At 69.2% G+C, this 24,239-nt stretch carries 19 protein-coding genes and 1 pseudogene; 12 read left to right on the top strand and 8 right to left on the bottom strand.

Going from position 1 to position 24,239, the window contains the following annotated elements; translation table 11 throughout:
- The first annotated feature begins 71 nt into the window (after positions 1–71).
- From BLQ75_RS15045 to BLQ75_RS15035, 3 genes are read left to right on the top strand one after another with little or no spacing between them, the layout of a single operon-like run.
- Complete coding sequence (locus tag BLQ75_RS15045; protein ID WP_092602784.1) at positions 72–1,382, top strand: WXG100 family type VII secretion target; 1,311 nt, start codon at positions 72–74, stop codon at positions 1,380–1,382.
- Positions 1,379–2,017 (top strand): hypothetical protein, encoded by a 639-nt coding sequence (locus tag BLQ75_RS15040; protein WP_139182993.1) that lies wholly within the window; start codon positions 1,379–1,381, stop codon positions 2,015–2,017. Before BLQ75_RS15045 ends, BLQ75_RS15040 begins: the two co-directional genes overlap by 4 nt.
- Positions 2,014–2,685: a hypothetical protein gene (locus BLQ75_RS15035; protein ID WP_092602780.1), complete on the top strand. Its 672-nt coding sequence runs from the start codon at positions 2,014–2,016 to the stop codon at positions 2,683–2,685. Before BLQ75_RS15040 ends, BLQ75_RS15035 begins: the two co-directional genes overlap by 4 nt.
- 321 nt (positions 2,686–3,006) lie before the next feature.
- On the opposite strand, the gene BLQ75_RS15030 is transcribed toward BLQ75_RS15035, so the two are convergent.
- Positions 3,007–3,402 carry a DUF2267 domain-containing protein gene (locus tag BLQ75_RS15030; protein WP_092602778.1) on the bottom strand — a complete coding sequence of 132 codons (396 nt, stop codon included), beginning with the start codon at positions 3,400–3,402 and terminating at the stop codon, positions 3,007–3,009.
- 258 nt (positions 3,403–3,660) lie between these two features.
- Here BLQ75_RS15030 and BLQ75_RS15025 point away from each other — a divergent pair, with 258 nt between their 5' ends.
- Positions 3,661–4,704 carry a baeRF2 domain-containing protein gene (locus BLQ75_RS15025; protein ID WP_211481385.1) on the top strand — a complete coding sequence of 348 codons (1,044 nt, stop codon included), beginning with the start codon at positions 3,661–3,663 and terminating at the stop codon, positions 4,702–4,704.
- 440 nt (positions 4,705–5,144) lie between these two features.
- Here the strand turns inward: BLQ75_RS15025 and BLQ75_RS15020 are convergent, their stop codons facing one another.
- The 7 genes and pseudogenes from BLQ75_RS15020 to BLQ75_RS14990 all read right to left on the bottom strand — a co-directional run bounded on the left by BLQ75_RS15020 (position 5,145) and on the right by BLQ75_RS14990 (position 15,275).
- The gene (locus tag BLQ75_RS15020; protein ID WP_092602776.1) at positions 5,145–6,944 is read right to left on the bottom strand and encodes an IucA/IucC family protein; all 1,800 of its coding nucleotides are present in this window, start codon (positions 6,942–6,944) and stop codon (positions 5,145–5,147) included.
- A complete protein-coding gene (locus BLQ75_RS15015; RefSeq protein ID WP_092602774.1) occupies positions 6,941–7,531 on the bottom strand; it encodes a GNAT family N-acetyltransferase in 591 nt (196 codons plus the stop codon). Before BLQ75_RS15015 ends, BLQ75_RS15020 begins: the two co-directional genes overlap by 4 nt.
- A complete protein-coding gene (locus BLQ75_RS15010; protein ID WP_092602772.1) occupies positions 7,528–8,865 on the bottom strand; it encodes a lysine N(6)-hydroxylase/L-ornithine N(5)-oxygenase family protein in 1,338 nt (445 codons plus the stop codon). Before BLQ75_RS15010 ends, BLQ75_RS15015 begins: the two co-directional genes overlap by 4 nt.
- A 212-nt stretch (positions 8,866–9,077) precedes the next feature.
- Positions 9,078–10,628: a pyridoxal phosphate-dependent decarboxylase family protein gene (locus BLQ75_RS15005; protein WP_092602770.1), complete on the bottom strand. Its 1,551-nt coding sequence runs from the start codon at positions 10,626–10,628 to the stop codon at positions 9,078–9,080.
- Between the two features lie 495 nt (positions 10,629–11,123).
- Complete coding sequence (locus BLQ75_RS15000) at positions 11,124–13,004, bottom strand: dynamin family protein (RefSeq protein WP_092602768.1); 1,881 nt, start codon at positions 13,002–13,004, stop codon at positions 11,124–11,126.
- Positions 13,005–13,184: 180 nt separating this feature from the next.
- Positions 13,185–13,469: pseudogene (gene grpE, locus BLQ75_RS24725) on the bottom strand (nucleotide exchange factor GrpE); the annotation flags it as partial.
- Positions 13,470–13,730: 261 nt separating this feature from the next.
- Positions 13,731–15,275 (bottom strand): dynamin family protein, encoded by a 1,545-nt coding sequence (locus tag BLQ75_RS14990; RefSeq protein WP_211481384.1) that lies wholly within the window; start codon positions 15,273–15,275, stop codon positions 13,731–13,733.
- A gap of 221 nt (positions 15,276–15,496) precedes the next feature.
- On the opposite strand from BLQ75_RS14990, the gene BLQ75_RS14985 reads away from it, so the two are divergent.
- From BLQ75_RS14985 to trmB, 8 genes are all read left to right on the top strand, one after another.
- Entirely contained in the window at positions 15,497–16,705 is a 1,209-nt protein-coding gene (locus BLQ75_RS14985) for a sensor histidine kinase (protein ID WP_244515573.1), read from the top strand.
- An 81-nt stretch (positions 16,706–16,786) separates the two neighbouring features.
- Positions 16,787–17,443, top strand: coding sequence for a response regulator (locus BLQ75_RS14980; protein WP_092602764.1), 657 nt, complete (start codon positions 16,787–16,789; stop codon positions 17,441–17,443).
- Positions 17,444–17,570: 127 nt separating this feature from the next.
- Positions 17,571–18,821: an NAD(P)/FAD-dependent oxidoreductase gene (locus tag BLQ75_RS14975; RefSeq protein ID WP_092602762.1), complete on the top strand. Its 1,251-nt coding sequence runs from the start codon at positions 17,571–17,573 to the stop codon at positions 18,819–18,821.
- An 84-nt stretch (positions 18,822–18,905) separates the two neighbouring features.
- Positions 18,906–19,715 (top strand): HAD family hydrolase, encoded by an 810-nt coding sequence (locus BLQ75_RS14970; RefSeq protein WP_092602760.1) that lies wholly within the window; start codon positions 18,906–18,908, stop codon positions 19,713–19,715.
- Positions 19,716–19,974: 259 nt separating this feature from the next.
- Positions 19,975–20,946, top strand: coding sequence for an ABC transporter ATP-binding protein (locus tag BLQ75_RS14965; RefSeq protein ID WP_092602758.1), 972 nt, complete (start codon positions 19,975–19,977; stop codon positions 20,944–20,946).
- A 298-nt stretch (positions 20,947–21,244) separates the two neighbouring features.
- Positions 21,245–22,000, top strand: a complete 756-nt coding sequence (locus tag BLQ75_RS14960; RefSeq protein WP_092602756.1) for an ABC transporter permease — start codon at positions 21,245–21,247, stop codon at positions 21,998–22,000.
- Between the two features lie 589 nt (positions 22,001–22,589).
- Positions 22,590–23,162 (top strand): hypothetical protein, encoded by a 573-nt coding sequence (locus tag BLQ75_RS14955; protein WP_244515572.1) that lies wholly within the window; start codon positions 22,590–22,592, stop codon positions 23,160–23,162.
- Positions 23,163–23,277: 115 nt separating this feature from the next.
- Positions 23,278–23,991 (top strand): tRNA (guanosine(46)-N7)-methyltransferase TrmB, encoded by a 714-nt coding sequence (gene trmB, locus BLQ75_RS14950; RefSeq protein WP_092602754.1) that lies wholly within the window; start codon positions 23,278–23,280, stop codon positions 23,989–23,991.
- Positions 23,992–24,239 lie beyond the last annotated feature (248 nt).

Here is a 24,239-nt window from a genome sequence, read left to right as displayed (position 1 = left end):
AAACCACAGTGGACAGAACATGTCGTTCGACCGGTGAGTGACCACCCGGTCGAGAACTGACGAGGACGAGGATGAGCGGAAACTCCGAGTACCCGGCACTGGGTTTCGATCCGGCCCCCGGAGCCGTCGCCACTGTCGAGTCGGTGGCCACCGATCTCGGCAACGTGGCCACCAGGATGGGAAGCGCCCACGAGGCGCTGTCGAAGATCAGCGATCAGGAAGGGATGTGGCAGGGCAAGGCCGCCGAGGCCTTCCAGGACACCGTGGGTGAGCTGCCCAAGTACCTGCAACAAGCACACCGCTCGCTCGGCGACGCCTCCCGCACGCTCACGCGGTGGTCGCACGACCTGAGCTCGTTGCAGCAGCGAGCCCGCGACTACGAGGCCCAGGCGGCCGAGGCGCGCAAACGCCTCCGCGAGGCGGAGGCGAACCCGGACCTGGACCTGGCCAACCAGCACTTCCCCGACCAGGAGTCGCTGCAGCGGGCACAGCGCAGACTGGACGCTGCCCAGGGGGCGCTGCGTGAGGCCGACAACGACCTCAGGGCGATCCTGGACCAGGCCAAGCGGCTGCTCGCCCAGCACGACGAGCTGGCCAAGCAGGTGGAGAACGCCCTGCGCCGTGCCACCGAGGAAGCGCCGGAGAAACCCGGTCTGCTGGAACGCCTCGGCGAGGCGCTCGAAGAGCTCGGCGAGAACATCAGCGAGCTGGCGGACCAGGCGTGGCAGTGGGTCGAGGACCACGCCGAACTGCTCAAACAGATCGGCGACGTGCTCAGCACCGTGAGCACGGTGCTCGGCGTCGTCGCGATCGCGACCTCCTGGATTCCAGGGGTCAACGCGGTCACCTCGGCCGCCGCCATAACCGTCAGCGCCGCGGCGCTTGGAACCAACGCGCTGGCCAAGGCCGGTGGCGCCGACGTCTCCTGGGGAAAGATCGGTATGGACGCCATCGGAGTCATTCCCGGCGGCCGTGTCGTCGCCGGTGCCAAGAACGCGGCGTCACAGGCTGCCAGGTTTGCCTCGGCCTCCAGCCTGCCTGGTAAAGCCGGTAATGCGGCCAAGTTCTTGAGTGGGACGAGTGGCCTGAAAAAACAGTCGGATGTGCTGAAGCAGATGACTGGTCGAACAGAGATAACCCCCATAACCAGGGCTGAATTGAAGGCCAACCCCAAGGAAGCGATCGAGGACGCGGCGATGTTCACTCACGCGAAATCGGCTCAGTTGTTCAGCACTGTCACCAGGATAGATGTTGACCCGTTCTCCAAGGCAGGTGTGGCAGCCGGTGCTTTTGTTGGTTCGGTCAAAGGTGTCGCTGTCAACGAAGGAATGAGCTATGCATCCGGTAAGGCTGAATCCTACATACAAAGCAAGTTGGAGTGAAATTAGTCGTGTCGAACACTGAGGAGGATGATGCTGCTTTGGGTGATAAAGAAGTACGCGATCGAGTTCGAAGGTGGGGAAGTGAATCCTGGAATGAGTACTTCGAAGTAGTATTATTTCGTTGGAAAAAATTCAAGCTGGATGACTTCAGTGGCCGTCAGGAGCTTGGTACTGTTCCAGTATGGTATCTGATTGGTTGGATACTGTTTATTGTGGTTCTGTTTCCTGTTCTACTCGTCTACGTTTGGGTTCGAGAGTTACTCGAAGCCATCGAGGTTATCGATGAAGCAGAGCACAAGGTCAAACCGGCGCCGGGCGTCATCGTCGTCTCCGGTTCGAAGAGCAATCCCGGTCCGACCTCGTTGATCGACACGGTGAAGCGCGCGCGGCGCCGGTTGTGGCTGGTGGTTTCCCGTTCGCGGGTGGCGGTGGTGGTGCTGAACGATCCGGAAAAGCCGCCGCGCGTGATCTGGCAGAGCGACGAGTCCGCTTCGGTCCGGTTCCACCACGCCTCGCAACAGAGCATCGAGGTCGCCTGGCCGGACGGCTGCCGGGCGTACTTCTGCCCCACGAGCGAGGAGCGCAAGCTCGTCACCCGTTTCGCCAACGCCACCCGGGACAGCGAACCACGATGACCGACACCACCCACACCACTGGCACCGCCGACACTCCCGACACCGCTCAGCGGGCGCCCCGCTACTCGCTCGTGCTGCCCGAGGGCTTCATCGAACTCCCCGGTGGGGAACCGACCGAGGAGAAGCTGCGCGCGCTCGCCTCGGCCGTGGCGGTCCGGTTCGGGCTCCCCGAGGACACCGAGATCGACCAGGGACTCGCCGGTACGGCGGCGATGCTGATGACGCTCGGCGCCTCAGCCGAGGCGGGCGGGGCCCACTACAACGCCGCCGCCGTCTTCCGCTCGGCCCGGGACGAGCGACGACCGTTGATGGTCGTGGTCAGCTGCTTCGTGTTCGATTCGCGGCGAACCACGCGGCACACGGCCGTCGCCGCGCTGGAGCAGTACTACGGCAACCAACCGGGCACGGAGGTCGAAGTGGTCGAGCTCCCGGCCGGTGAATCGGTCGTGACCCGTACCGCGACCCCCAGCACCATCGAGGTGGGCGAGGAGGCGGTCGAGGTGACCAACCACGCGGTCACGGCGTGGATTCCCGGTCCTGCCGTGTCGGAGATCCTCGGGGTTTCGGTCACCAGCAACAACACCGAGGACTGGGCCGACATCGTGGACCTGGCCCAGGGCGTGTTCGAGACGGTCGAATGGCTGCCCGACGAGGACGAAGCCGACTGAAGACACTTCACGGCGAGCGGCGCTTCCGTGTCGGGCGGGCCCGCGGTTCTCGGTCGGGGCATTCGCTGTGTGCGCCGTCGTCCGACGCCGGAACGCGAATTTCTCGCGAAATCTCCGGAACGTTGCCCCGACACCGGTATCGGGTTCCTCGCGAAGTGCGCGAGCCCCCAGCTGAGTAGGCGGTGGGCCATCGCTCCCACTCGACCGGACGCGATTTCTCGCGGAATCGCGGAGCGGGGGGTCGGTGCGGCTCCGCGAGCATCCCGGACGTGGGACGGGAGAGCCCGCGAGCGGTTCGGCGGTGCCGGGCGTTGCTGGGAGTCACTCGAAGAGTCCGGCGATGGACCCGGGCAGCTGAGCCACGGTGTCGCGCGTCTCCCCGGCGGGAGCCCACTGGCGCAGCGTGGTCAGCACCGCGCGGACCTGGTGCTCGGTCGTCTCCAGGTCGGTGGTGGCGATCTCGCCGCTGACGCGGTCCAGGAACTCGGTCTTGTCCAGTGAGCGGGCCTGGCCGCTGCGCTGTGAGAGCTCGTCGCGCAGTTCCTCGGGCAGTCCCTCCGCGAGTTCGTCCACCTGCCCCGCGCTGACGGCCTGGGCCAGCGTGGTCAGGGTGGCGCGGGCCACGCGGGAGGCTTCGTCCGAGGAGGACATGTCCGCGCGCTGCCGTACCTGTTCGGCGAAGGTGCGCATGGGTGCGCTCTGCCAGATCTCCGTCATCGGACCCCCTCTTCCGAATCGGATTCACCTCACGTGCCGGAGGGGCACGCGAAGACGCCTCTCAGGGATGGCCCTCATCGCGATGCCCACCCCGCCGCGCTCGGTAAACGTGATCTGGCTCACTTTGTGGCATCGTGTGGGTTTGCCGCGACGTGTGCGGGGCATGCACATGCCGACGGCTCTGATCGACGTGTGAGCACTTCTCGGGTGTCCGCACGCCGCTTCACCGGCAGGACGGTCCTTGGAGCTGATAGGGGGATGACGATGGACTTGACGCGGCTGCGCTCGGTCTACGAGAGCGAGGGACCGTTCGCCACGGTGTACCTGGAGGGACGTTCCCCCAGCGAGGAGGCGGGCGAGCAGCTGCGACTGCGGTGGCGCGACCTCCGGGAACAGTTGTCGGGAGCCGGAGCCGGTAGTGGGGTGCTGGACGCGCTCGAATCGAGCGTGCTGGGCGCCGAGCCCGGCGAGGAGCAGACCAACGGCCGCGTGCTGGTGGTGACCGAGGACGCCGGGGTGGTGCTCGCCGAACCGTGGGACGCGGCCCTGGGCGCGGGGGACGCGGCGTACTGGCGGCCCCTGCCGGAACTGGGGTCCTACGTGCGTGAGGCCTGCCGTTCGGTGCGGATGCTGGTGGCCATCGCCGACGAGCAGGGGGCGGTGCTGCGCCAGGAGGTGCTGGCACAGCAGCACCACCCCCGGGAGCTGGCGAGCGAGACCGTCGAGGGCAGCGCCGAGACCGGTACGCACAAACCCCGTGGTCAGGCCCTGTCGCACAAGCAGCTGCAGCGCCGTGCCGAGCAGGCCGTGGAGAGCAACGTCGAGGAGATCGTCTCGCGACTGAGCACCATCGAAGCCGAGTTCCGGCCCCGGTTGCTGGTGCTGGCCGGTGAGACGCAGGCGCGGAGCATGATCCGCGACAAACTTCCCGACAGGCTGGCCGAGCTTCGGGTGGATGCCGATCGCGGCGGTGACCAGGACGAGGCGGCCGAGCGGGCCCTGGCCGAACAGCTGCGCGAGGCGGCCGAGGCGGAGAGCACCCGCAACGCGCAGGAACGCGCCGAACAGCTCAGCGCGGGGCTGGCGCACGGGCAGGCCGTGCACGGTGACCGGGCGGTGGCGCGTGCCGCCGAGATGGGGGCGGTGGACACGCTGCTGCTGGAGTACGGCACCGGCACCGAGCGCGAGGCGTTCCTGCTCAAGGCCTGCGCCGAGACCGGTGCCCGGGTCGATCTGGTGGAGTCGGGCACCGGTCTCGCCGAGGGGGTCGGGGCCCTGCTGCGGTTCCCGGTCGACGGCTGACCCGTGGATCTGCCCTCCGGCTGGCCGGCCCTGTAGCTGGTCGCTCGGCGGAACCTCTCGCGGGCTCTCGCCGCGGCCAGGCCCGACATCGGGTAGGTACTACACAACGTTGGGCCTTCCTCGCGAGAGCCCCCCGAGAGAACCCGCGGCGGTGCCGACTGCGTGCTCGGTGGTACGCGGCTCGTGCCGCTTGCACGGGTGTGGCCGTGTGACCCCGGAACCCCGGCGATTTCTCGCGAAATCGCCGCCGCACTCCGAGGGCTCGTCGAGACGCCAGCGCGGCTGAGCAGGGTGCGTGTCCCCGGCGCGTGAGGCGGATGCATCGCAAGGCAGGGCCGCTCGCCGCGTAGGTCGTTACTCAAGAGTCGGCCCAACGCAGCGAGGCGCCGCCTCACGCACCGGCTAACCGGCCACCCGCGTGAGCTCCACTAAGACTCCGATCAGTCCCGTGCGGGAGCGTGGGGCGCGATCGGATTGTCCAGCATCCCCGCGATCTTCAGCGCGCTCGCCGGGTCCTGCAGGTTCACCATCTGCTGGTTGTTGCCGAGCTGCAGCCGGTTGAGGCAGGACAGCTCGTACCGCTCGGCGAACAGGTCGTACTCGCGGAACCGATCCCGCAGTTCGGGCGCGTCCGCCTCGTAGTCGGCCACGCACTCGGCCACCGTCCGCCAGAAGTCCCGCTCGTCCAGCAGCCCGTGCTCGTGCGTGATCGAGCACAGGAAGCGGAAGAAGCAGTCGAATATGTCGGTGAACAGCGAGAGTGCCCGCAGGTTCTCGGGAACCTCGGAGCGGATCCGCTCGATCTCGGCGGGCAGCTCGGTCTCCGGCTCGATAACCGCGACCTCCTCGCCGATGTCCTTGAGCAGCACCCGCTTCGGAACCCCGTCCTCCAGCACCAGGATGATGTTCTCGCCGTGCGGCATGAACACCACGCCGTAGGCGTAGAAGCAGTGCAGCAGCGGCCGCAGGTAGGCGTCCAGGTAGCGCCGCAGCCAGTCGGCCGGTGCCAGCCCCGAGCGGGAGATCAGCGTGCCCACCAGGGGTTCGCCGAACTCGTCCACGTGCAGCAGCGAGGCCATGGTGGCCGCGCGCTGCCCGTCCCGCAGCTTCGGCACCGGGCTCTCCCGCCAGAGCGCGGCCAGCATCTTGCGGTACGGCGAGTCCTTGGCCGCGGCCGTGTAGTACTCGTTGTGGTAGCCGACGGCGGCCAGTTCGCGCAGGATGTCGAATCCCGACTCGCGTAACAGCTCGTCACCGGAGATCAGTTCGCTCACCCAGTCGTTGATGGCCGGGGTGGCGCGCATGTACTCGGGGGAGAGTCCCCGCAGGAATCCCATGTTCAGCACCGAGATCGCCGTTTTGACGTAGTGCCGCTCCGGCGAGCTGGAGTTGAAGAACGTGCGGATGGATTGCTGCGGCAGGTAGTCGTCGTCGCCGCTGCCGAGGTGGACGAGGTTGCGGTTGGCGAACTCCGCCGCGAACGTCACGGGCAGCTTGTTGTCCCACTGCCAGGGATGCACCGGCACGAACAGGTAGTCCGCCGGGTCCAGTCCGAACTCGCTGATCCGCTTCTCGAACCGCTCGCGGGTCGATTCGTCCAGTTCGGACCGGACGAGCTCGTCGTAGTCCAGCCCAGCCGAGGCGCTGAAGCCGACCCGATCGCGGTGCGCGGCCAGCCACACCAGCCGCAGCGGCGCGCCCGCCTCCGGTGCGTACTTCGCGGACTCGGTGATGTCGAAGCCGATCCGGCCGCTGTTGGCCAGAAAGCACGGATGCCCCTCGGTCATGCCCGACTCGATCGCCTGGAACCCGGCGTCCAGCAGTTCACCCGAGCTCACCCGGGGTTTGGCGAGTTTGAACGCGTCGCTTTCCAGCGTGCTGCTGATCTCCTCCAGGTACACCGGCAGCAGCCCGTCGTGCAGCCCCAGCGTCTCGCGCAGCTCCAGGAAGAGTTCCATCGCGTCGAGCGGCAGTTCCGCGCCGTCGCGGTGCCGGGTGATGCTGTCGGCGTCGATCGACCAGTGCAGCAGGCTGCCGATCCTGGCCTCGAAGTGGTAGCGCACCCTGCCGTCGTCGCTGCTGACCACGTAGCGCCCCGCGCCGACCGGGGTGGGGGTCAGCAGTCGTTCGTGCGAGAGCTCGGCCAGTGCCTTGCGCACCAGCCGTCGGTTGACCACCCGCCAGTGCTCCGGAGTCAGGTGGGAAGCGGGTTCGTGCGTGCTGGTCCTTCCGGAATTCACCGTGATGCCTCCCTCTCGGTGGAACCCGCCTTCCCGCTCGCCAGGTAGGCGGCGCGGGTGCAGACGCTCAGCAGTGCCTTCTTCTCGGTCAGTGAGACGGTGTCGATCACTTCGAAGCCGACCTCCGCGTTCAGCGCGTGGACCGAGGTGTTGTTCACGTCGGGTTCGACGACCACGCGCCGCACCCCCGGGTCGGCGAACATCAGGTCCATCACCGTGGTCAGCACGGCCCTGGTGAAGCCGTGCACCGGCATGCCGGTGGGGGCGGCAAGGAAGTGCATCCCCACGTCGCCCCGCTCCACCCGGTAAAGCTCGGCCAGCTCGGAGCGGGCCGGGTCGTACCGCTCTATCAGGAAGGAGGGCACCCCGTTGTGCAGGCCGACGAACGCGTCGTTGCCCGGGGTCGCCTCGATGGTGCGGAACTGCCGTCGCACGTCGGCCGGTTCGGCGTCGAGCATCAGCCAGTACGCCGACTTGGGGTGGGTCAGCCAGCCGTGCAGCAGCTCGGTGTCCCGGTCGGGTTCCACGGGGCGCACGGCGAACTCGCCCAGCCGTTCGTCCGTGCGTTCGAACACGATCTCGCTCATGCCGCCGACTCCTCCTGCGCTGGTTCGGTCCGTGCCGGTGCGGTGTCCTGGGGTGCCGCGAACTCCTGGAAGGCGATCGAGCGCTCGATCGGGTAGTACTCCCGGCCGAGCATCCCCCGGATGATCCACGAGTTGCGGTAGGCGGCCATGCCGAGGTCGGGGGTGACGAAGCCGTGCGTGTGCAGCTCGGCGTTCTGCACGTAGATCTCGTCGCCGGTCGGGTCCACGCAGTAGCCGCGCCCCACGTCGAACCTCCCGGAGTCGTCCCAGATGATCCGGTGGCTGATCGGGTTCAGGAACTCCGGCACCCGGTAGCGGTAGCCGGTGGCGAACACGAGCCCGTCGGTTTCGAGGCTGAAGTCCTGCTGCTGCTCCCACTGCCGCAGCCGCAGCGTGTAGGTCCCGTCGACGGGGTCGTGCTCGGCCCCGGTCACCGTGGTGTTGGTCAGCAGCCTGGTCGGGCAGGGGCCCGCCACCCGTTTCAGGTAGAGCAGGTCGAAGATCTCGTCGACCAGTTCCGCGCTGATCCCCTTGTACAGGTTCCGCTGCTGCGACAGCAGCGACTCGCGGGTCCGCTCGGGCAGCGAGTGGAAGTAGTCGACGTACTCCGGGGAGGTCATCTCCAGCGTCAGCTTGGTGTACTCCAGCGGGAAGAACCTGGCCGAGCGGGTGATCCAGTTGAGCGTGTAGCCGTGCTGGTCGATCTCGCCGAGCAGGTCCCGGTATATCTCGGCCGCGCTCTGTCCACTGCCGACGATCGTGATGCTCGGTTTGCGCACCAGCTCGTCCCGGTTGTGCAGGTAGCGGGAGGCGTGCACGGCGTCGCCGCCGAGGTCGCGGCACGGCTCGGGGACGTGGGGCGGTGTGCCGGTGCCCAGCACCAGCCTGCGTGCCCGGTACGTCCCGGTCCGCCCGGTGGCCACCTCGGTGGTGTGCACGAGGTAGACGTCCTCGGAGTCGTCGTGGTCGATGCGGTCCACGCGGGTGCCGAACCGGACGTTGTCGAGTTTGCGCGCCGCCCAGCGGCAGTAGTCGTTGTACTCCACGCGCGGCGGGAACCAGTCGGCCCGGATGTAGAACGAGTAGAGCCTGCCCATCTCCTTGAGGTAGTTCAGGAAGGAGAACGGCGAGGTCGGGTCGGCCAGGCTGACGAGGTCGGCCAGGAACGGCGTCTGCAGGGTGGTCTCCTGCAGCATCATCCCGCCGTGCCACTCGAAGTCCGGCTTCTCGTCCAGGAACAGCCCGTCGAGTTCGGCGATGGGCTCGGTCAGGCAGGCCAGACCGAGGTTGAACGGGCCGACCCCGACGGCTATGAAGTCGTGCGTGGGGGGCATGGGTGTTTCCCTTCTCGGAGTTCGTGGCAGTGCTCGCGCGCGTGGTCGGGCGCCGTCACGTGGGCAGCCTCGCCGCGTCGCTCAGCTGGTCGGTGCTACCCGCGCGGCGAGCGGGTCCGCCTCAGCGGCGCAGCCGCCTCACAAACCGGTGTCACTCGGTCAGCGCGTGCCGCGCGCACGTGAGCGAATCGGGCTCTCGCGCGAGTTCCCGGTCAGCTCGCGCGGCGCTCGGTGCCCGCCTCGTGCGTCCCGCTCAGGTAGCGGTCGCCGTGCTCGACGATGAGCTCGCACACCTCGGCGACGTCGCGCAGCGTGGTGCGCGGGTTGAGCAGGGTGAACTTCAGGTAGGTGCTGCCGTCCACGACCGTCTCGGCCACCATCGCCGCACCCGAGCGGTGCAGCGCTTCGCGCGCGTGCAGGTTGACCCGGTCGCAGAGCTGTCCGTCGGCCTCGGCGAAGGGCACGTAGCGGAACACCAGCGCGCTCAGCTCCGGACGGTTGACCACTTCGAAGCGCGGGTCGGCGTGCAGCATCTCCCAGGTGCGCTCGGCCAGGTCCAGCACGTCGTCGAAGAGCCGCCCGAGCGTGTCCGGGCCCATGATCCGCAGGGTCAGCCACAGCTTGAGCGCGTCGAACCGCCTGGTGGTCTGGATGCTCTTGTCCACTTGGTTGGGGACCTGCTCGGTGACGTGGCGCTCCGGGTTCAGGTAGTCCGCGTGGTAGGTGACGTGCCGCAGCACGGACCCGTCCCGCACGAGCACCGCGCTGGAGCTGACCGGCTGGAAGAACGACTTGTGGTAGTCGACGATCACCGAGTCGGCCCGCTCGATCCCCTCCAGGCGCGCCCTCTCGCGGGAGACGAGCAGGCCGCAGCCGTAGGCCGCGTCCACGTGCAGCCACACGCCGAACCGCTCGCACAGCGCAGCGATCTCGGGAAGCGGGTCGATGCTGCCGAAGTCGGTGGTGCCCGCCGTGGCCACGACCGCCATCGGGACCGATCCGGCTTCCCGGCAGTCGCGGAGCCGCTCGTGCAGCTCGTCGCTCCGCATGCGGCGGTGCTCGTCGGTGGGCACCGTCAGCACCGAATCCGGCCCCATGCCCAGCAGTTTCGCCGCCTTGACGACGCTGAAGTGGCTGTCGGCCGAGGCGATGACGCGCAGCCGCGACAGCGCCGTGGCGCGGTCGGTGCCCGCGCCGTCCTCGTGGCCGTGCAGCGCCTGTTCCCTGGCCAGGAGCAGTCCCTGCAGGTTGGACTGGGTGCCGCCGCTGGTGAAGACTCCGTCGGCCTCCGAGCCGAAGCCGATGCGGGCCGCGGTCCAGTCGATCAGGCGACGTTCGATGAACGTGCCGCCCGCGCTCTGGTCCCAGGTGTCCAGCGAGGAGTTGACGGCCGAACCGATGGCCTCCGCCAGCAGCGCCGGGATCACGACCGGGCAGTTGAGGTGGGCCAGGTAGCGCGGGTGCTGGAAGTAGACGGCGTCGTGCAGGTAGACCCGTTCCAGCTCGTCGAGCGCGCTTTTGGTGTCGGGCAACGGTTCGTCCAGGTCGATGCGCCCGATGACCGGTGCGAGCTGTTCCGGTGCGACTCCGGTGGTGGGTTGGTGGTCCGGGTCCAGGAGCTCGCCGATCACCCGCTGTACCCCTTCGGTCACCGATTCGCGGTACTGCTCGGTGTTGTGTTCGTCCAGCAGGTACGACCTGGGGTCAGCGGACTCCGCCGGTGCCGATGCGGGCTTCTCGGCCTGTGGTGCGAGGAAACTCACGAACCGTCCTCCTCGGTGCTGGGTGTGGGTGCCGGATGGCTTGTGGGGGGCTGTGCGTCGCGACGGGGCGCCGGTGTCCTCTTCCGAGGACAGCCCACCGCTTCCGACGCACCGTGATCGCCGAATTAGGTTAGCCTAATTTTTCATGAACTTAGGCTAACCTATTTGTCGATCGCTGTGGCGTGAGTCCGTTCACGTCGGAGGTTCGGTCGGGTGGCGGTGTCGTCCTCGCGACGCCGGTGGACGTCGAACACCCGACACGGCCGGTTCGCGCTCCCGGAGAACGGGAAGAGGAGCCACGTCGGTCCCCTGTGGCCGCTCGGCCGTCTTCGCCCCGCCGAGCGAGTGGCGTCGATCTCTCGCGGAATCGCCGCGTGGCTGGGCGAGGACTCCGGTGTGCGTGGGTCGCTACCCGATGTCGGGCCTCCCGGAGCGAGCGCCGTGCGCGAGGTTCCGCTACCCGAGCCCCTGCCACACCGACCGGCGAAATTCTGGCTATCCGGAGCGGTCGCGCAGGCCGCGTATCCGCTCCAGCAGCCGCTCCACGTTGTCCCGACCGGCGAGGGCCTCCTCCAACCTGCGGTTGACCAGCTGCAACTGCCGGTTGCGCTCCGCGGAGTCCAGCTTCAGCGCCTGGTCCACCTCGCGGAGCTCGTTCTCTATCGTCTCCATCCGTTTGCTCAGCGCCTCGTCCAGCGCCAGTGACAGCTGCTGCTCGGCCTCGATGAGCTGCTCGGACACCAGCTGGTCCAGCGCCGAGCGCGCCTCCGCGATCGCGTCGCTGAGCCACTGCTTCATGTGCTGCTTGTCCGCGGCCCTCCTGCGCGTGCGGGCCATCCACCAGCCCGCCCCGAGACCCAGCACGATCGTCACCGGCAGCACCACGGGATTCAACGCCGCGACACCGAGCCCGGCCAGCGGCATGGCCGCCGCGCGCCCCACCCCCAGCCCGCCGGAGACCCCCATGAGGACCAGCAGTTTGTCCTCGGCGGTCGGCGGGCGGCTGTCCGGGGGCCGCAGCGCCACCGGGGAGCGGTCGCCCCGCGCGAACTGGCCGCGTATCACGTCGAGCTCTGACTCGCTGAACAACTCGGCCAGCGAGTTCCGGGCCACCTCGTCCAACCGTCCGGAGAGCAGGTTCGCCACCCGCGAGGAAACCAGTTGCAGCGCCGAGTCCACCTGACCGGGCAGCCGCGCCAGCCCGTCCCGGTCGGCCGCCTCGATCTCGCGGCGGAACCAGTTCTGCACCTCGCGCACCCGGTCGGTGACCTCGTGGCTGGTCTCCACCCGGGTCCGCTGAATTTGACCGCGCAGTTTGACCTGCCAACCGCGCGTGGAGGAGCGCCGTGCCGTGGCGAGCTCCTCCCGCCTGGCCCGCAGCGACTCGACCTCCCGCTCCCCGGCCGTCAGCGCCCGCTTCTCGCCCTCCAGTCTGGAGATCAGCTCGGCGAGCACTGTGGACATCCCGCGCATGGTGTTGGCCTCGCCGAGCATCGCCGAACGGCCCGCCACCAGCTGCCGCAGTGCGGAGCGCAGCTCCGCTACGCCGGAACGTTCCCGCAGCATCGCCGCGGTTCGCTCGTCCGGGGCGCGCTCCGCGAGTTCGGCCATCCGCGCCGAAACCGGGTATATCGGGATCTCGGCGAACCGGGGGGCGTGCTCGGCCAGCAGCTGCCGGTCCTCCTCCAGGATCCGGCGCCAGCCCCGGTGCCGGTCCGTCTTGGTCAGCACGAACAGGACGGTCTCCACGCGGTTGCTCACCTCGTGCAGGAAGTCCAGCTCACCCCGGCTGAACGGCGCGGAGGCATCGGCCACGAACAGCAGCGCCGTGGCCGATGCGGCGGCTTCGGCGGCCAGCTCGCCGTGCACCGCCTCCAGCCCGCCCACTCCCGGCGTGTCGACCACCGTCAGCTCGTGCAGCAGCTCCAGCGGGGCCTCGACCCTGACGTAGCGGGGCGGCAGCTCACCGGCGGGCAGCTCGCCCGCATCCGAGGACCAGTCGGGCAGCTCGTCGATCCCGAACCGCACCGGCTCCTGCTCGCCGGGGTAACACGCGTAACCGGCCCACTCCGCGCCGTGCTGGAACCACAGGTAGGTGGAGGTCGCCACATCCGCGTCCACAGGGGACAGATTCGGAGCGTCCAGCAGGGCGTTGACCAGTGAGCTCTTGCCCCGGTTGGTCTCGCCCACCGCGACCACTCCGGGGGTGGCGGTCCGGGAGCTCCTGATGCGCTCGATCCAGTCGGCCGCCTCGGCGTCCATCTCTCTGACCAGCGCGGACAGGTTCTCACGGGTTTGCTTGACCTGTGTGGGCAGTTGTGAGGCAGCGGCGGCGTCGGCGCCCGGCAGGTTCGCGATCGGAGAGTTCGTGTTCATGACGCGGTTCCTCGCAGCCCGTTCTCGTGCCCACCTCGGAGGTCCGGCCGGTCAGGCCGTGAACCCCGTCCCGTCCTCGGAGGCCTCCCCGCCGGAGGCGGATCCCCGACCCGACTGCCTCCGGAACTCGGCGGCGTCCCGGCTCCCCACCACTCCGTGCGGGTCTCCGCCGTCCAATCGGTACACCACCACGACGGGAGCACGCAGCATCCGCCCCCGGTCGGTGAACCCGAGGGCCTCGGTCTCGGCGATGACGCCGTCCAGGGCGCGGTCACCGGTGCCCACCGTGCCTCCCGCCTCGTGCCGGGCCGGGTCGAAGGTCTCTCCGTCGGGACGTAACGCGGTCACCCCGACCGCGCGCATCCCCTCCTCCAGCCGCTCGGCGACGCCCGCGCTGCGCGCGCGGTCGAGGGCGTACATGCACAGCTTGATCAGCGTCTCCCGCTCCGCCAGTGCCTGGTCCAGCGGGTCGACGAGCGCCTCGTCGCTCAAAATGGCCATAAGTGTCCCGAACTCGGTTGCGGCGTTTTCGACCCCCAGTTCGCAGCGGGGACCAGGTACGTGCCCCGCTGCCTGCGGGTTGGACGCGGCGGTACAGCGCCCGGTTCCACCGGGGCGGGGATTTTTCCCGGCGGACCGGTGGGACACGGGCACCGCTTCCCCGCGGGAAGAGAGCGGCCACTGGGAGCGCACGACCCGATGGGCGTGGCGGCACCCGGCGGGGTGCTAACGGCGGGCGCTCGGCCCGCCGCGCAGCTGCTGCCACAGCAGGAAGTAGGCCCGGTGCACCACGTGCGCCACCCGGCTCTGCGCCGGGGTCGAGCCCAGCGATGCGAACGAGCGCCACCAGTTCGCCCGCTCCAGCGCGAACTCGACCATCCGCTCCGGGGAACCGCCGAGCATGCCCAGCCGTTCGGCGGGATTGTCCGAGGACCCCAGCCGCAGCACCTCGTCGAGCAGGTCCGGCGGCAGCGTCACCTCCCCGGCGGAGACCAGCGTCAGCGCCTCCAGCAGCCGTAGCTGGTGGGCGTCCGGTTGTGCCAGCAGGGCCTCGACCGCGTCGTGTATCCGCCCGCGCTCAGCCGGGTCCCCGCTGCGCTGCGCCACCGCTGCCACCGAGGCCAGCCCCGCGGCGGCCTTGATGCCGTCGGCGCGGCTCCGAAAGATCGTGTCCAGCCCCCGCGAGATCTCGGAGAGCCCGGAGGCCTCGTGCAGCACCCGGCGCAGCTCACCCGCCGTGATCGCGGGGTCGGCGTCCATCGCCTCCAGCGCGCGGCGGACGCCGTACAGGTCCAGCAGTTCCAGCAGGCGGGTCCTGGTGCCGGAGGGAACGTCGCACTCCCAGCTGGTGAACAGGTCCGCCGAGATCAGCATGGTCTGCCTGGTCCCGGCGTCCAGTTCGGCCAGCCGTCGCAGCGCCTCGGCGTCGGAAGCGGTGAACACGCCCGTCTCGGCCGTCTCAGCGAGCAGCCCGATCACCGGGAGCACGTCGGCGACCCTCGGTCTCAGCTGCCGGGCCTGCCGCCGGGCCAGCAGCTCCGCCGAGTTCCACACCGTGCCGTCGCCCTCGCGCACCGACTCCGGTTCCACCGTGTCGACCTTGTTCAGCACCGCCAGCGCGTTCACCGGCCCCGCCGGGCGGTCGCCCGTCGCGGCGCCGAACGAGCTCAACGCGTGCCGATCGTCCGCCCGCACCGACTGGGTGACGACGTAGAGCACCGCCTCCGCCCCGGCCACCGCACTCCGCGAGACCGGGTCCAACCGGCCGTCCGGCTCGTCCTCGGCCCCGCCCAGCACCGCCTCGGTGCGGCTGACCGCGGAGTCGTCCGTCGAGCCCAGCCCCGGTGTGTCGATCACCGTCAGGTCGCGCAGCACATCGTTGGTCAGGTACACCTCCAGGTGCGAGACGCGCTCCCGCTCCACCCCCAGCTCGGCCGGGATCGCCCCTTCCGGGGTGAACGGCAGCGAGCGCCTGTCACCGTCCCGCAGCACCACCTCGACCCGGTCCACCGTGCCGTACCGGAAGCGGGTCACCACCCGGGTGCACTCGCCGACGTCGGTCGGCGCCACGTTGCGACCGATCATGGCGTTGACCAGCGTGGACTTGCCCGACTTGATCCTTCCCACCACCGCCAGCTGCAGCGGTTCCCCCAGGCGGTGCAGCACTTCGTCCAGCCCGTTCGCGGTGGTCGTCCCGACTCCGCCGCGCAGCTCGGTGCACAGCCGCGCCACCGCCCCCGACAGCGGGCCGCGGATTCGTCGCGTGGTCAATGGGCTCCTTCCGGTCGGGTGCGGGGGCGTCGTTCCGCCGGAACGGGTGGCCGCGTCGGACCGCTCCGTCCCACGATGTCCCCTCGTCGTCCAGGGGCGGAGCCGCACGGTCTCCGGGAAGACTCCGGTATCGCGGTCGATGAACTGCCCCTCGAGTATGACCTCGAATTCGACTCCGGAACGAGGCGAGCGTCCGCTCAACTGGCATAGCATCGGTGGACGTGCGGCGACTGAGTCTGTGGATGCGCGAGCACCCGAGCGTGGGCGACGTCTCGATCATGCTGTTGGTACTGCTGTTCGAGCTCGCGGCCGTGGTGCTGCACCAGGTCTCCACCCGGGCACCGCTGGGGCCCTGGGGGATGCTGGCCGGTGCGCTGCTGGTGTTGCCGTTGGCCCTGCGTCGCAACTTCCCCGTCCCGGTCTCCTGCTCGGTGCTGCTCGGTCTGGTGGTCCAACTGTTCGCGCAGGATCAGGGTCCCAGCCTCCTCCGTCCCGCCTCGTTGGCCGTGCTGATCATGGTCTACACCCTCGTCGCCTATGTCGGAAGGAGGGCGGCGACCGGTTACGCGGGCGCGGTGTTCGTGGTCTGGCTGCTCGCCGCCTACCTCGCGCTCGGCGTCACGGGGCCTCTCCTGCTGTTCACCGTGCAGCTGGTGCTGCTGCTCGGCTTCTGCTGGGTGCTCGGTGAGTACTTCGGCGCGCGCCGGGCCTACCAGCAGGCGGTGGAGAACCGGCTGCGGGGCCTGGAATTCGAGCGGGACCAGCAGGCCAGGATCGCCGTGGCCGAGGAGCGCAACCGCATCGCCAGGGAGCTGCACGACGTGCTCGCCCACTCGGTGAACGTGATGGTCACCCAGGCCGACGGCGCCGCCTACGCCGTGCACAACGCACCGGACACCGCCGTGCGGGCGCTGCGGACGATCGGCGACACCGGCAGGGAGGCCCTCACCGAGCTGCGCGGCCTGCTCCAGGTGCTGCGCAACGAGGCCGAGGGCGACGAGAACGCCCACCGCAGTCCGCAGCCCGGCGTCGAGGGGGTGCGCGAGCTCGTGGAGCGGGTGCGCGGACTGGGGCTGCCGGTGACGTCGCGGGTCGAGGGTGATCTCGACCGGCTCCCCACGGGGCAGGGGCTGGGGATCTACCGCATCGTGCAGGAGTCGCTGACCAACGTGCTCAAGCACGCGGGCTGGAACGCCACGGCCACGGTGCTGCTGCGCGAGGAGGGCGACCGGGTCCGGATCGAGGTGACCGACAACGGGGCCAAGGGGGTGCTCGCACCGGACACCGCCCCGAGCGGCAACGGGGTGATCGGGATGCGGGAACGCGCGGCCGTGTACGGCGGAACGCTGGAGGCGGGGCCGGTGGCGGAGGGCGGCTGGCGGGTCCGTGCGGAACTCCCGCTGCTCGTGGAATCCGCCACCACCAGGTGAGCGGCGGCCGTTTCCGGGGCGCCCGGGACTCGGCGCGCCACCGCGCCGTCCGGACCACGTGGGTTCTATAGGCTGGCCCACATGGTGCGGGTGGTGCTCGTCGACGACCAGGAACTCATGCGTGTGGGGCTGCGCATGGTGCTGGAGGCGCAGGACGACGTGGAGGTGGTCGCCGAGGCCGACGACGGTGCCGCCGCCGTCGAGCGGGCACGGGAGCTCGAACCCGACGTGGTGCTCATGGACGTTCGGATGCCCGGCATGGACGGGGTACGCGCCACCGAGCTCATCGTGGGCGGTGGGCTCGCCAAGGTGCTGGTGATGACCACGTTCGACCTCGACGACTACGCGCTGTCCGCCCTGCGTGCCGGTGCCAGCGGATTCCTGCTCAAGGACACCCCGCCGGCGGATCTGGTCTCGGCGGTCCGGTCGGTCAACGAGGGCGACGCCGTCGTCTCGCCGAGCGTGACGCGGCGGCTGCTCGACCGCTTCATCGGAACGGGTGAAGTGAAGCTGAAGGACGACTCGGTCCTGGAGTCGTTGACCGACCGTGAACGTGAAGTACTGGTCAACATGGCGCGCGGTCTCTCCAACGGCGAGATCGCCGAACGGCTCCACCTGTCCGAGGCCACCGTCAAGACCCACATCGGCCGCATCCTGGCCAAACTCGAACTGCGCGACCGGGTGCAGGCCGTGGTCCTCGCCTACGAGACGGGGCTGATCCGCCCCGGAGCCGAGTGACCCCGGCACTCCCGAGTTCGAGGAGAGTTCGGGTGACCGCCGTCCGGTGACGCCGGACCTCTCGGTGAGCGAGCTCGACTCCCAGTGCCTACCCTTCCCACAACCGCCCTGGTGGGAGGGAGTTCTCATGTCCGAGACATTCGTCGTGGTCGGTGGTGGCCTGGCCGGCGCGAAGACCGTGGAGGCACTGCGCGAGCGGGACTTCTCCGGACGCATCGAGTTGATCTGTGAAGAGGAGGCGCCGCCCTACGAGCGTCCCCCGCTGTCCAAGGAGTACCTGGCGGGCAGGGCCGAGGTGCCCGACCTCACCGTGCACCCCCGTGAGTGGTACTCCGAGCACGACGTCGAACTGCGGCTGGGCACGCGCGCGACCGGGGTGCACCCGGGCAGCCACGAGGTCGAGCTCGCCGACGCCACCCGTCTCGGCTACGACAAGCTCGTGCTCGCCACCGGCTCCCGCCCGCGCAGACTGCCGCTGCCCGGCGTCGACTCCCGGGGGGTGTACTGCCTGCGCAGGTTGGGTGACGCCGATCGGCTCGCCGCCGCGCTGCGGCGGGTGGACCGGCTGGTGATCATCGGTGCGGGCTGGATAGGTCTGGAGGTGGCGGCTGTCGCCAGGGAGTACGGGGTCGGCGTTCACGTGGTCGAGGCGGCGCACCAGCCGCTGCTGGAGGCACTCGGCCCGAGGATGGGGGAGTTCTTCGCCGAGCTGCACCGCGAGCACGGCGTGGAGTTGCACCTGTCCGCGCGCGTCGCCGAGGTCCTGAACTCCTCCGGGGTCACCGGGGTGCGGCTCACCGACGGCTCCGAGCTGCCCGCCGACGCGGTGCTGCTGGCGGTGGGCGCACGCCCGGAACTGACCCTGGCCGAGACCGCCGGGCTGGACATCGACAACGGGGTGCTGGTCGACACCGGGCTGACCACCAGCGACCCCGACATCCTCGCGGTGGGCGACATCGCCGACCTGCGGCACCCGACGTTCGGCAGGCTCCGCGTGGAGCACTGGGCGAACGCGCTGAAGCAGCCCGCAGTGGCCGCGGCGACCATGCTGGGGCACTCGGCGTCCTTCACCGAACTGCCCTACTTCTTCACCGACCAGTACGACCTGGGGATGGAGTACCACGGCTTCGTGCCCGGCGACGTCGAGGACCGGGTGGTGGTGCGGGGCTCGTTGACCGACCGGCGGTTCGTGGCCTGCTGGCTCGACGGCTCCGATCGCGTGCTCGCGGCCATGAACGTCAACGTCTTCGGGCAGAACGAGCGGATCCGCACCCTGATCCACTCCGGGGTCTCGGTGGTGCCCGAACGACTGGCCGACACCACCTACTCGCTGGACGACGTCGACGCGCTGCGGAAACGACCGGTCGGAAGCACCTGATACCGGTTTCGACCCGGTGCGGGCGCGGGGTGTTTTTCGACTCGAAGCGCCCGCGCGCCCACGCCGAGCGGATAGGCTGCTGATGTGAGTACGAGATCCAGCTGGACGCCGAGCCTCGTGGCCCTCGACGTGGACGGCACGATGGTCGATCCCGGGACGCAGCTGCTGTCCGACCGGGTGCGCCGGGCGGTACGGCAGGTCGCGTCCTCGGGAAGCCACCTGGTCATCGCCACCGGGCGGAGCATGCTCGGGACGCTGCCGGTGCTCGACGAGCTGGGAGTCACCGAGGGGGTGGCGCTGTGCTCCAACGGGGCCGTGCGGGTCGACGTGGCCACCAGGGAAGCCGTGTCGGTGGAGACCTTCGATCCGCAACCCGTCCACGCCCGGCTCGCCCCGCTGCTGCCGGATTCGCTGTTCGCCGCCGAGCGGATCGGGATGGGCAGTCTGGTCACCGCCCCGTTCGCCCCCGAGGAGCTGCACGGCCCGCAGTGGCAGGTCGGCCTCGGTGAGCTGCTCGGACAGCCGGTGCCCCGGTTCATCGCGAACTGGGCGGGGCGTCACCCCGCCGAGGTGTGGGGACGGCTCGAGGGGGTCGAGCTGCCGGGGTGCACCTACACCATCGACCACTACGAACCGTGGGTGACCGTGGTGCCCGCCGGTGTGAGCAAGGCCGCCGCGCTGGAGAAGCTGCGGCTGGAGCTCGGGGTGGCCGCCGAGGGGACCTTCGCGGCCGGGGACGGTGACAACGACCTCCAGATGCTGGAGTGGGCCCACCACAGCGTCGCCATGGGGCAGGCCCCGGCCACGGTGCGGCTCACCGCCGCCGAGGTGACCGCTCCGGTCACCGAGGACGGGCTGGTCCCCGCGCTCGAACGCTGGTTCCCGGGTCGCTGAGGCCGTCGCGAACCGCTCTCGCCCCGCACGCCACCGTCGTGCCGTGGGCTGTCGCGGCGGTTCGTTCCGCCCCTGGTCCCGCCCCCGGAGAACGTCTCCGGGAGTGTCCTCAGGGGATCACCGGGGGCACTACGACCTGAAGTGTATTCAACTTTATACCCCGGAATGACGCGCTCGCGGTGGTAGCTGCGGCAGGCTGGGGGATGACATGAGGCCGGATCGCGTTTTCGGCCGGTCGAACGAGTCCTCAGGAGTGACGATGATCGAGGCTGTGGGCCTCACCAAGCGCTACGGCTCCAAACTGGCTGTCGACGACCTCTCGTTTACCGTCAAGCCCGGCAAGGTGACCGGATTCCTCGGGCCGAACGGTGCGGGCAAGTCAACCACGATGCGCATGATGCTCGGCCTGGACCGCCCCACGGCGGGCAAGGTCCTCATCGACGGCAAGCACTACACCGAGCTGAAGAACCCCCTGCGCACCCTGGGCGCGTTGGTCGACGCCAAGTGGGTTCATCCCAACCGGTCGGCCCACGCGCACCTGAAGTGGATGGCCAGGTCCAACGGCATCCCCACCAAACGGGTGGACGAGGTGCTCGACATCGTGGGGCTGTCGGAAGTGGCACACCGCCGTGCGGGTGGCTTCTCGCTCGGGATGTCCCAGCGGCTCGGCATCGCCACCGCGCTGCTCGGCGACCCCAAGATCCTGATGTTCGACGAGCCCGTCAACGGGCTCGACCCGGAGGGCATCCACTGGATCAGGCGGTTCATGCAGCGGCTCGCGGCCGAGGGGCGCACCGTGCTGGTCTCCAGCCACCTGCTCTCCGAGATGGCCCAGACCGCCGAGGAACTGGTCGTCGTCGGGCGAGGCAAGCTCATCGCGCAGTGCAGCACCGAGGAGTTCGTGGACAGCGCCAGCAACACCTCGGTTCGGGTCCGCAGCCCGCAGGCCGAACAGCTCGGTGAGGTGCTCACCTCGAACGGACTGGCCGTCACCCGGGAGAACCAGCAGGATCAGCACACGCTGCTGGTGCCCGACGGCGGGACCGAGCAGGTCGGTGAACTCGCGGCCAAGCACGGTTTCGTGCTGCACGAGCTCACCGTGCAGCGCGGTTCGCTCGAAGAGGCGTTCATGCAGATCACCGGACAGGAAGTGGAGTTCAGCACCGGCCGGGGAAACGATCCCGCCGCTCCCGCCACGGGTGACGTGCCGGTCGCCGCGGCGGAGAGGTGAACGGACACGACGCGGCGCCCCCGAACGCAGCTCTTCCGAACGTGGCGCACGGCAGCGGCTCCGCCGGACGGCCGAGGCCGCCGGTCCGAGGGAATCCGGGTACTGGGGAAGCACGACAGGTCCACCGCGCACGCCGACCGAACCGGCCCCGGCTCAGTGACCGCCGAGACTCACGGGTCCACCGACTTCACCGGTTCCCCGCCGAGCTCGCCCCGCCTCGTTCGGGACGACCGACATCCACACCCACCCGGCGCCGCCCCACGGCGCGTCGCCGGTCACAGACATCGGGATATTCGAAATGACATTGCTGGCAGTAGAACGGATGAAGCTTTTCACCACCCGGTCCCCGTGGTGGTGCATGATCGTGGCGCTGGCCCTGACCGTGGGATTCGGCGCGTTGTACGCGGCTACGCTACCGGCCGAGTTCACATTCGACGTCGCGGCTACCCAGTCGGGCGGTCAACTCGGCATGATGGTGATCATGGTGCTGGCAGCGCTGGCCGTGACCACCGAGTACCGCTTCGGCACCATCAAGGCGACCTTCCAGGCGGCGCCGAACCGGACGGCGGTCATGCTGGCCAAGAGCACCGTGGTGACCGCGCTGGCCTTCGTGGTCGGTGAGATCGCGGCCTTCGCGGCCTGGGGAGTCAGCTACCTCATCTCGGGCAACGAGGTCCTGGCGCTGGACACCAGCCAAGAATGGGTGCAGTTAACGGGGCTCGGGCTGGTCTACGCCGGTGCCGCGCTGTACGCCCTGGCGGTGGGCATGTTGGTGCGTCAGAGTGCCGGAGCGATCTCGCTCGTGCTCGTGTGGGCACTGCTGGTCGAGTCCTTGGTCCAGCTGCTTCCCAGGGTCGGTAACGACCTCTACGACTGGATGCCCTTCGCCGCCGCCACTCGATTCCTCATGCAGAGCGGTGGGGCGGAGACGTCGATGAGCTCTCAGCTGCCCGAACCGCCGATCGGGCCGTGGGCCTCGCTGGTCTACTTCCTCGCGATCGGGGTCGTGCTGCTGGTCCTCGGGATCGTCACCGTCCGGCAGCGGGACGCCTGAGGTGCTCAAGCTGAACCTCGGTATCGAGCGTGCGGTGTCCTGTGCGGTGCCGCACGCCGTTATCGAGCCCGGGGGAGACGCTGCTCACCCCTACCGATAAGATCAAGAGAAATCGAGTTTTCCGCCGGTCGTGGTTCTGGTGGATCAGTCGGATTCCGCCACTGGAGCGCGGCTGGTCACGCACGACCGGATGACCGACTGTACGGGCGCTCGGGGGTGCCTGTGGTCGGGACGGGGGAGGGCCAGGGCTGTCATTCGGGGGATGGCCCTGGCCCCGCTTTTCTCGGAGATCCCGACTTCAGGGGCGATCGCAAGCTCGGTTCCGCGTGTTGTCGCAGCGTTCGGCCATCGTTCGGGCCGCTCCGCTCCGGCGGTTGGGGTATTGCTTCGCGAGTTTCGTCCGGATCGCCGGACTGTGTGAGAGGTCGCACTTTCTTCGGAATGTTGCGTACACCCACCGTGTCTGTGGTAACCCATAAGGTAAGTGATGTTCTGCTGAGTCGTGAACGTTTCAGGAGCACATCCCTGGGGGAAGGCCGCGAGTCGCCTACCCGAATCCGCTCGCGGCGCTCGCGGAGGAGGGTGAGCTGTGGTTCTTTCGAGTGAGTTTTCGTCGCTCAATCAAAAAGCAGTCGAGGACAACGGTGACGCCGAGGAAGTACGACTGATCCCCATCCCCAGGCTGGAGTGGTCGTTGGCCACCGAGTCGAACCGGCCCGAAGGGGAGGCGGGCTCCCCGGAGTCGGTGCGTACCGGGTGGATACACACCGCTCCCGAGGAGCAGGTGCTGGATCTGTTCCGCAGGCTCGGCGGTCCCGAGGGGCGGCTCCCCGCTCCCTGGTGGCTGCACGCCCTGCACCGGGGCGAGGTCGGCAGCCGCGCCGAGGCGTTCCGGTTCGAGGACGATGTGCACGCGCTGCTGATCGCCCGACCCGGTTGGGTGTTCGTCCCCTGGTCCACGGCGGGGGAGATCGGCTACTGGGAGTACGGTCCGTCCGACCGTCCCCCCATGGCGGTCCCCACCACGGTCACACTGACCGACCAACACCCGGGGTGGATCAACATCGTTCCCGCTCAAGTGGACGGGGCGAGCACGCCACGGGTACCGGCTCCGGGGGTCGGCGAGCTCGCCGCGATCCTGCCCCGCATCGAGTCCTGGTGACACGCGTGCCCTCCCGTGATCTGGACAGTCGGTCCGGTTCGGGGGAGGGTTGCTGAGCGCTGCGGGTCGGTGGTGTCGGCCGGCCCGGTGGCCGGGTTTGCGATACTGGGTTGCCGTGAGTGCTTCCGACCAGCAGATTCCCCACCGGCGCACGGTTGTCAGCTACGTCCAGCGCGGCGAGCGCATGACGACCGGTCAGCAGCGCGCGTGGGACCGCTACTGGGAGGAGTTCGGCCACGACATCTCCGAACTCCCCGAAGGCCCGCTCGACACCACCGGCTGGTTCGGTCGCACCGCGCCGCTCGTGCTGGAGATAGGTTCCGGCATGGGGGAGACCACCGCGCGGCTCGCGGCGGACCAGCCGGAGCGCGACCACCTCGCGGTGGAGGTCTACAAGCCGGGCCTGGCGCAGCTGCTGGCACGGGCCGAGAAGCTCGGTGTCGACAACCTCCGGTTGTTGCGCGGCGACGCCACGGTGCTGCTGCGCGAGCACGTACCGGAGGACACACTCAGCGAGGTGCGGGTCTTCTTCCCGGACCCCTGGCCGAAGAAGCGGCACCACAAACGGCGTCTGGTCCAGTCCGGCTTCGTGGCGCTGGTCGCGTCGAGATTACGTCCCGGAGGCGTGCTGCACCTGGCCACCGACTGGGAGAGCTACGCCGAGCAGATGATGGAGGTCTGCACGGCGGAGGCGCGGTTGCGGAACCGCCATGCCGATCAGCCGGGGGGCTGGGCGCCGCGACCGGACTGGCGTCCGGTGACCAAGTTCGAGAACCGGGCTCACGCGGAGGGTCGCGAAGTGCACGACCTGATCTTCGAGCGCGTCTGACCGAAGTTTCCGGTCGGGTCGTCGGGTCGCTCGCTCGGCGGTACCTCCGTTGTTTCCCGCTCCGGCCGTCCGACCTCGGACAGCGGATCGTCCGGCCTCGGGCCGTCCTCGTGGGAGCGCGAAGTGGGGAAACCGGGAGCGATCACCCCGCTGAGGGGATTTCCGACGTTTCCAGCACGGGAACCCCACGTCGATCGGCAACACGACGGGGTCGGCAACACGACGGGGTCGGTCGGCGAAACGGCGGG

The organism is Actinopolyspora xinjiangensis, assembly GCF_900104475.1.
Taxonomy (GTDB): Bacteria; Actinomycetota; Actinomycetes; order Mycobacteriales; family Pseudonocardiaceae; genus Actinopolyspora; species Actinopolyspora xinjiangensis.
The sequence above is the reverse complement of the archived record's forward strand: the minus strand, read 5'-3'. Positions and strand labels throughout refer to the sequence as shown.

Coding starts and splice junctions, on each gene's coding strand:
- BLQ75_RS15045 (WP_092602784.1), top strand. CDS start 72: ATGAGCGGAAACTCCGAGTACCCGGCACTGGGTTTCGATCCGGCCCCC.
- BLQ75_RS15035 (WP_092602780.1), top strand. CDS start 2,014: ATGACCGACACCACCCACACCACTGGCACCGCCGACACTCCCGACACC.
- BLQ75_RS15030 (WP_092602778.1), bottom strand. CDS start 3,402: ATGACGGAGATCTGGCAGAGCGCACCCATGCGCACCTTCGCCGAACAG.
- BLQ75_RS15025 (WP_211481385.1), top strand. CDS start 3,661: ATGACGATGGACTTGACGCGGCTGCGCTCGGTCTACGAGAGCGAGGGA.
- BLQ75_RS15015 (WP_092602774.1), bottom strand. CDS start 7,531: ATGAGCGAGATCGTGTTCGAACGCACGGACGAACGGCTGGGCGAGTTC.
- BLQ75_RS15010 (WP_092602772.1), bottom strand. CDS start 8,865: ATGCCCCCCACGCACGACTTCATAGCCGTCGGGGTCGGCCCGTTCAAC.
- BLQ75_RS15000 (WP_092602768.1), bottom strand. CDS start 13,004: ATGAACACGAACTCTCCGATCGCGAACCTGCCGGGCGCCGACGCCGCC.
- BLQ75_RS14980 (WP_092602764.1), top strand. CDS start 16,787: ATGGTGCGGGTGGTGCTCGTCGACGACCAGGAACTCATGCGTGTGGGG.
- BLQ75_RS14975 (WP_092602762.1), top strand. CDS start 17,571: ATGTCCGAGACATTCGTCGTGGTCGGTGGTGGCCTGGCCGGCGCGAAG.
- BLQ75_RS14965 (WP_092602758.1), top strand. CDS start 19,975: ATGATCGAGGCTGTGGGCCTCACCAAGCGCTACGGCTCCAAACTGGCT.
- BLQ75_RS14960 (WP_092602756.1), top strand. CDS start 21,245: ATGACATTGCTGGCAGTAGAACGGATGAAGCTTTTCACCACCCGGTCC.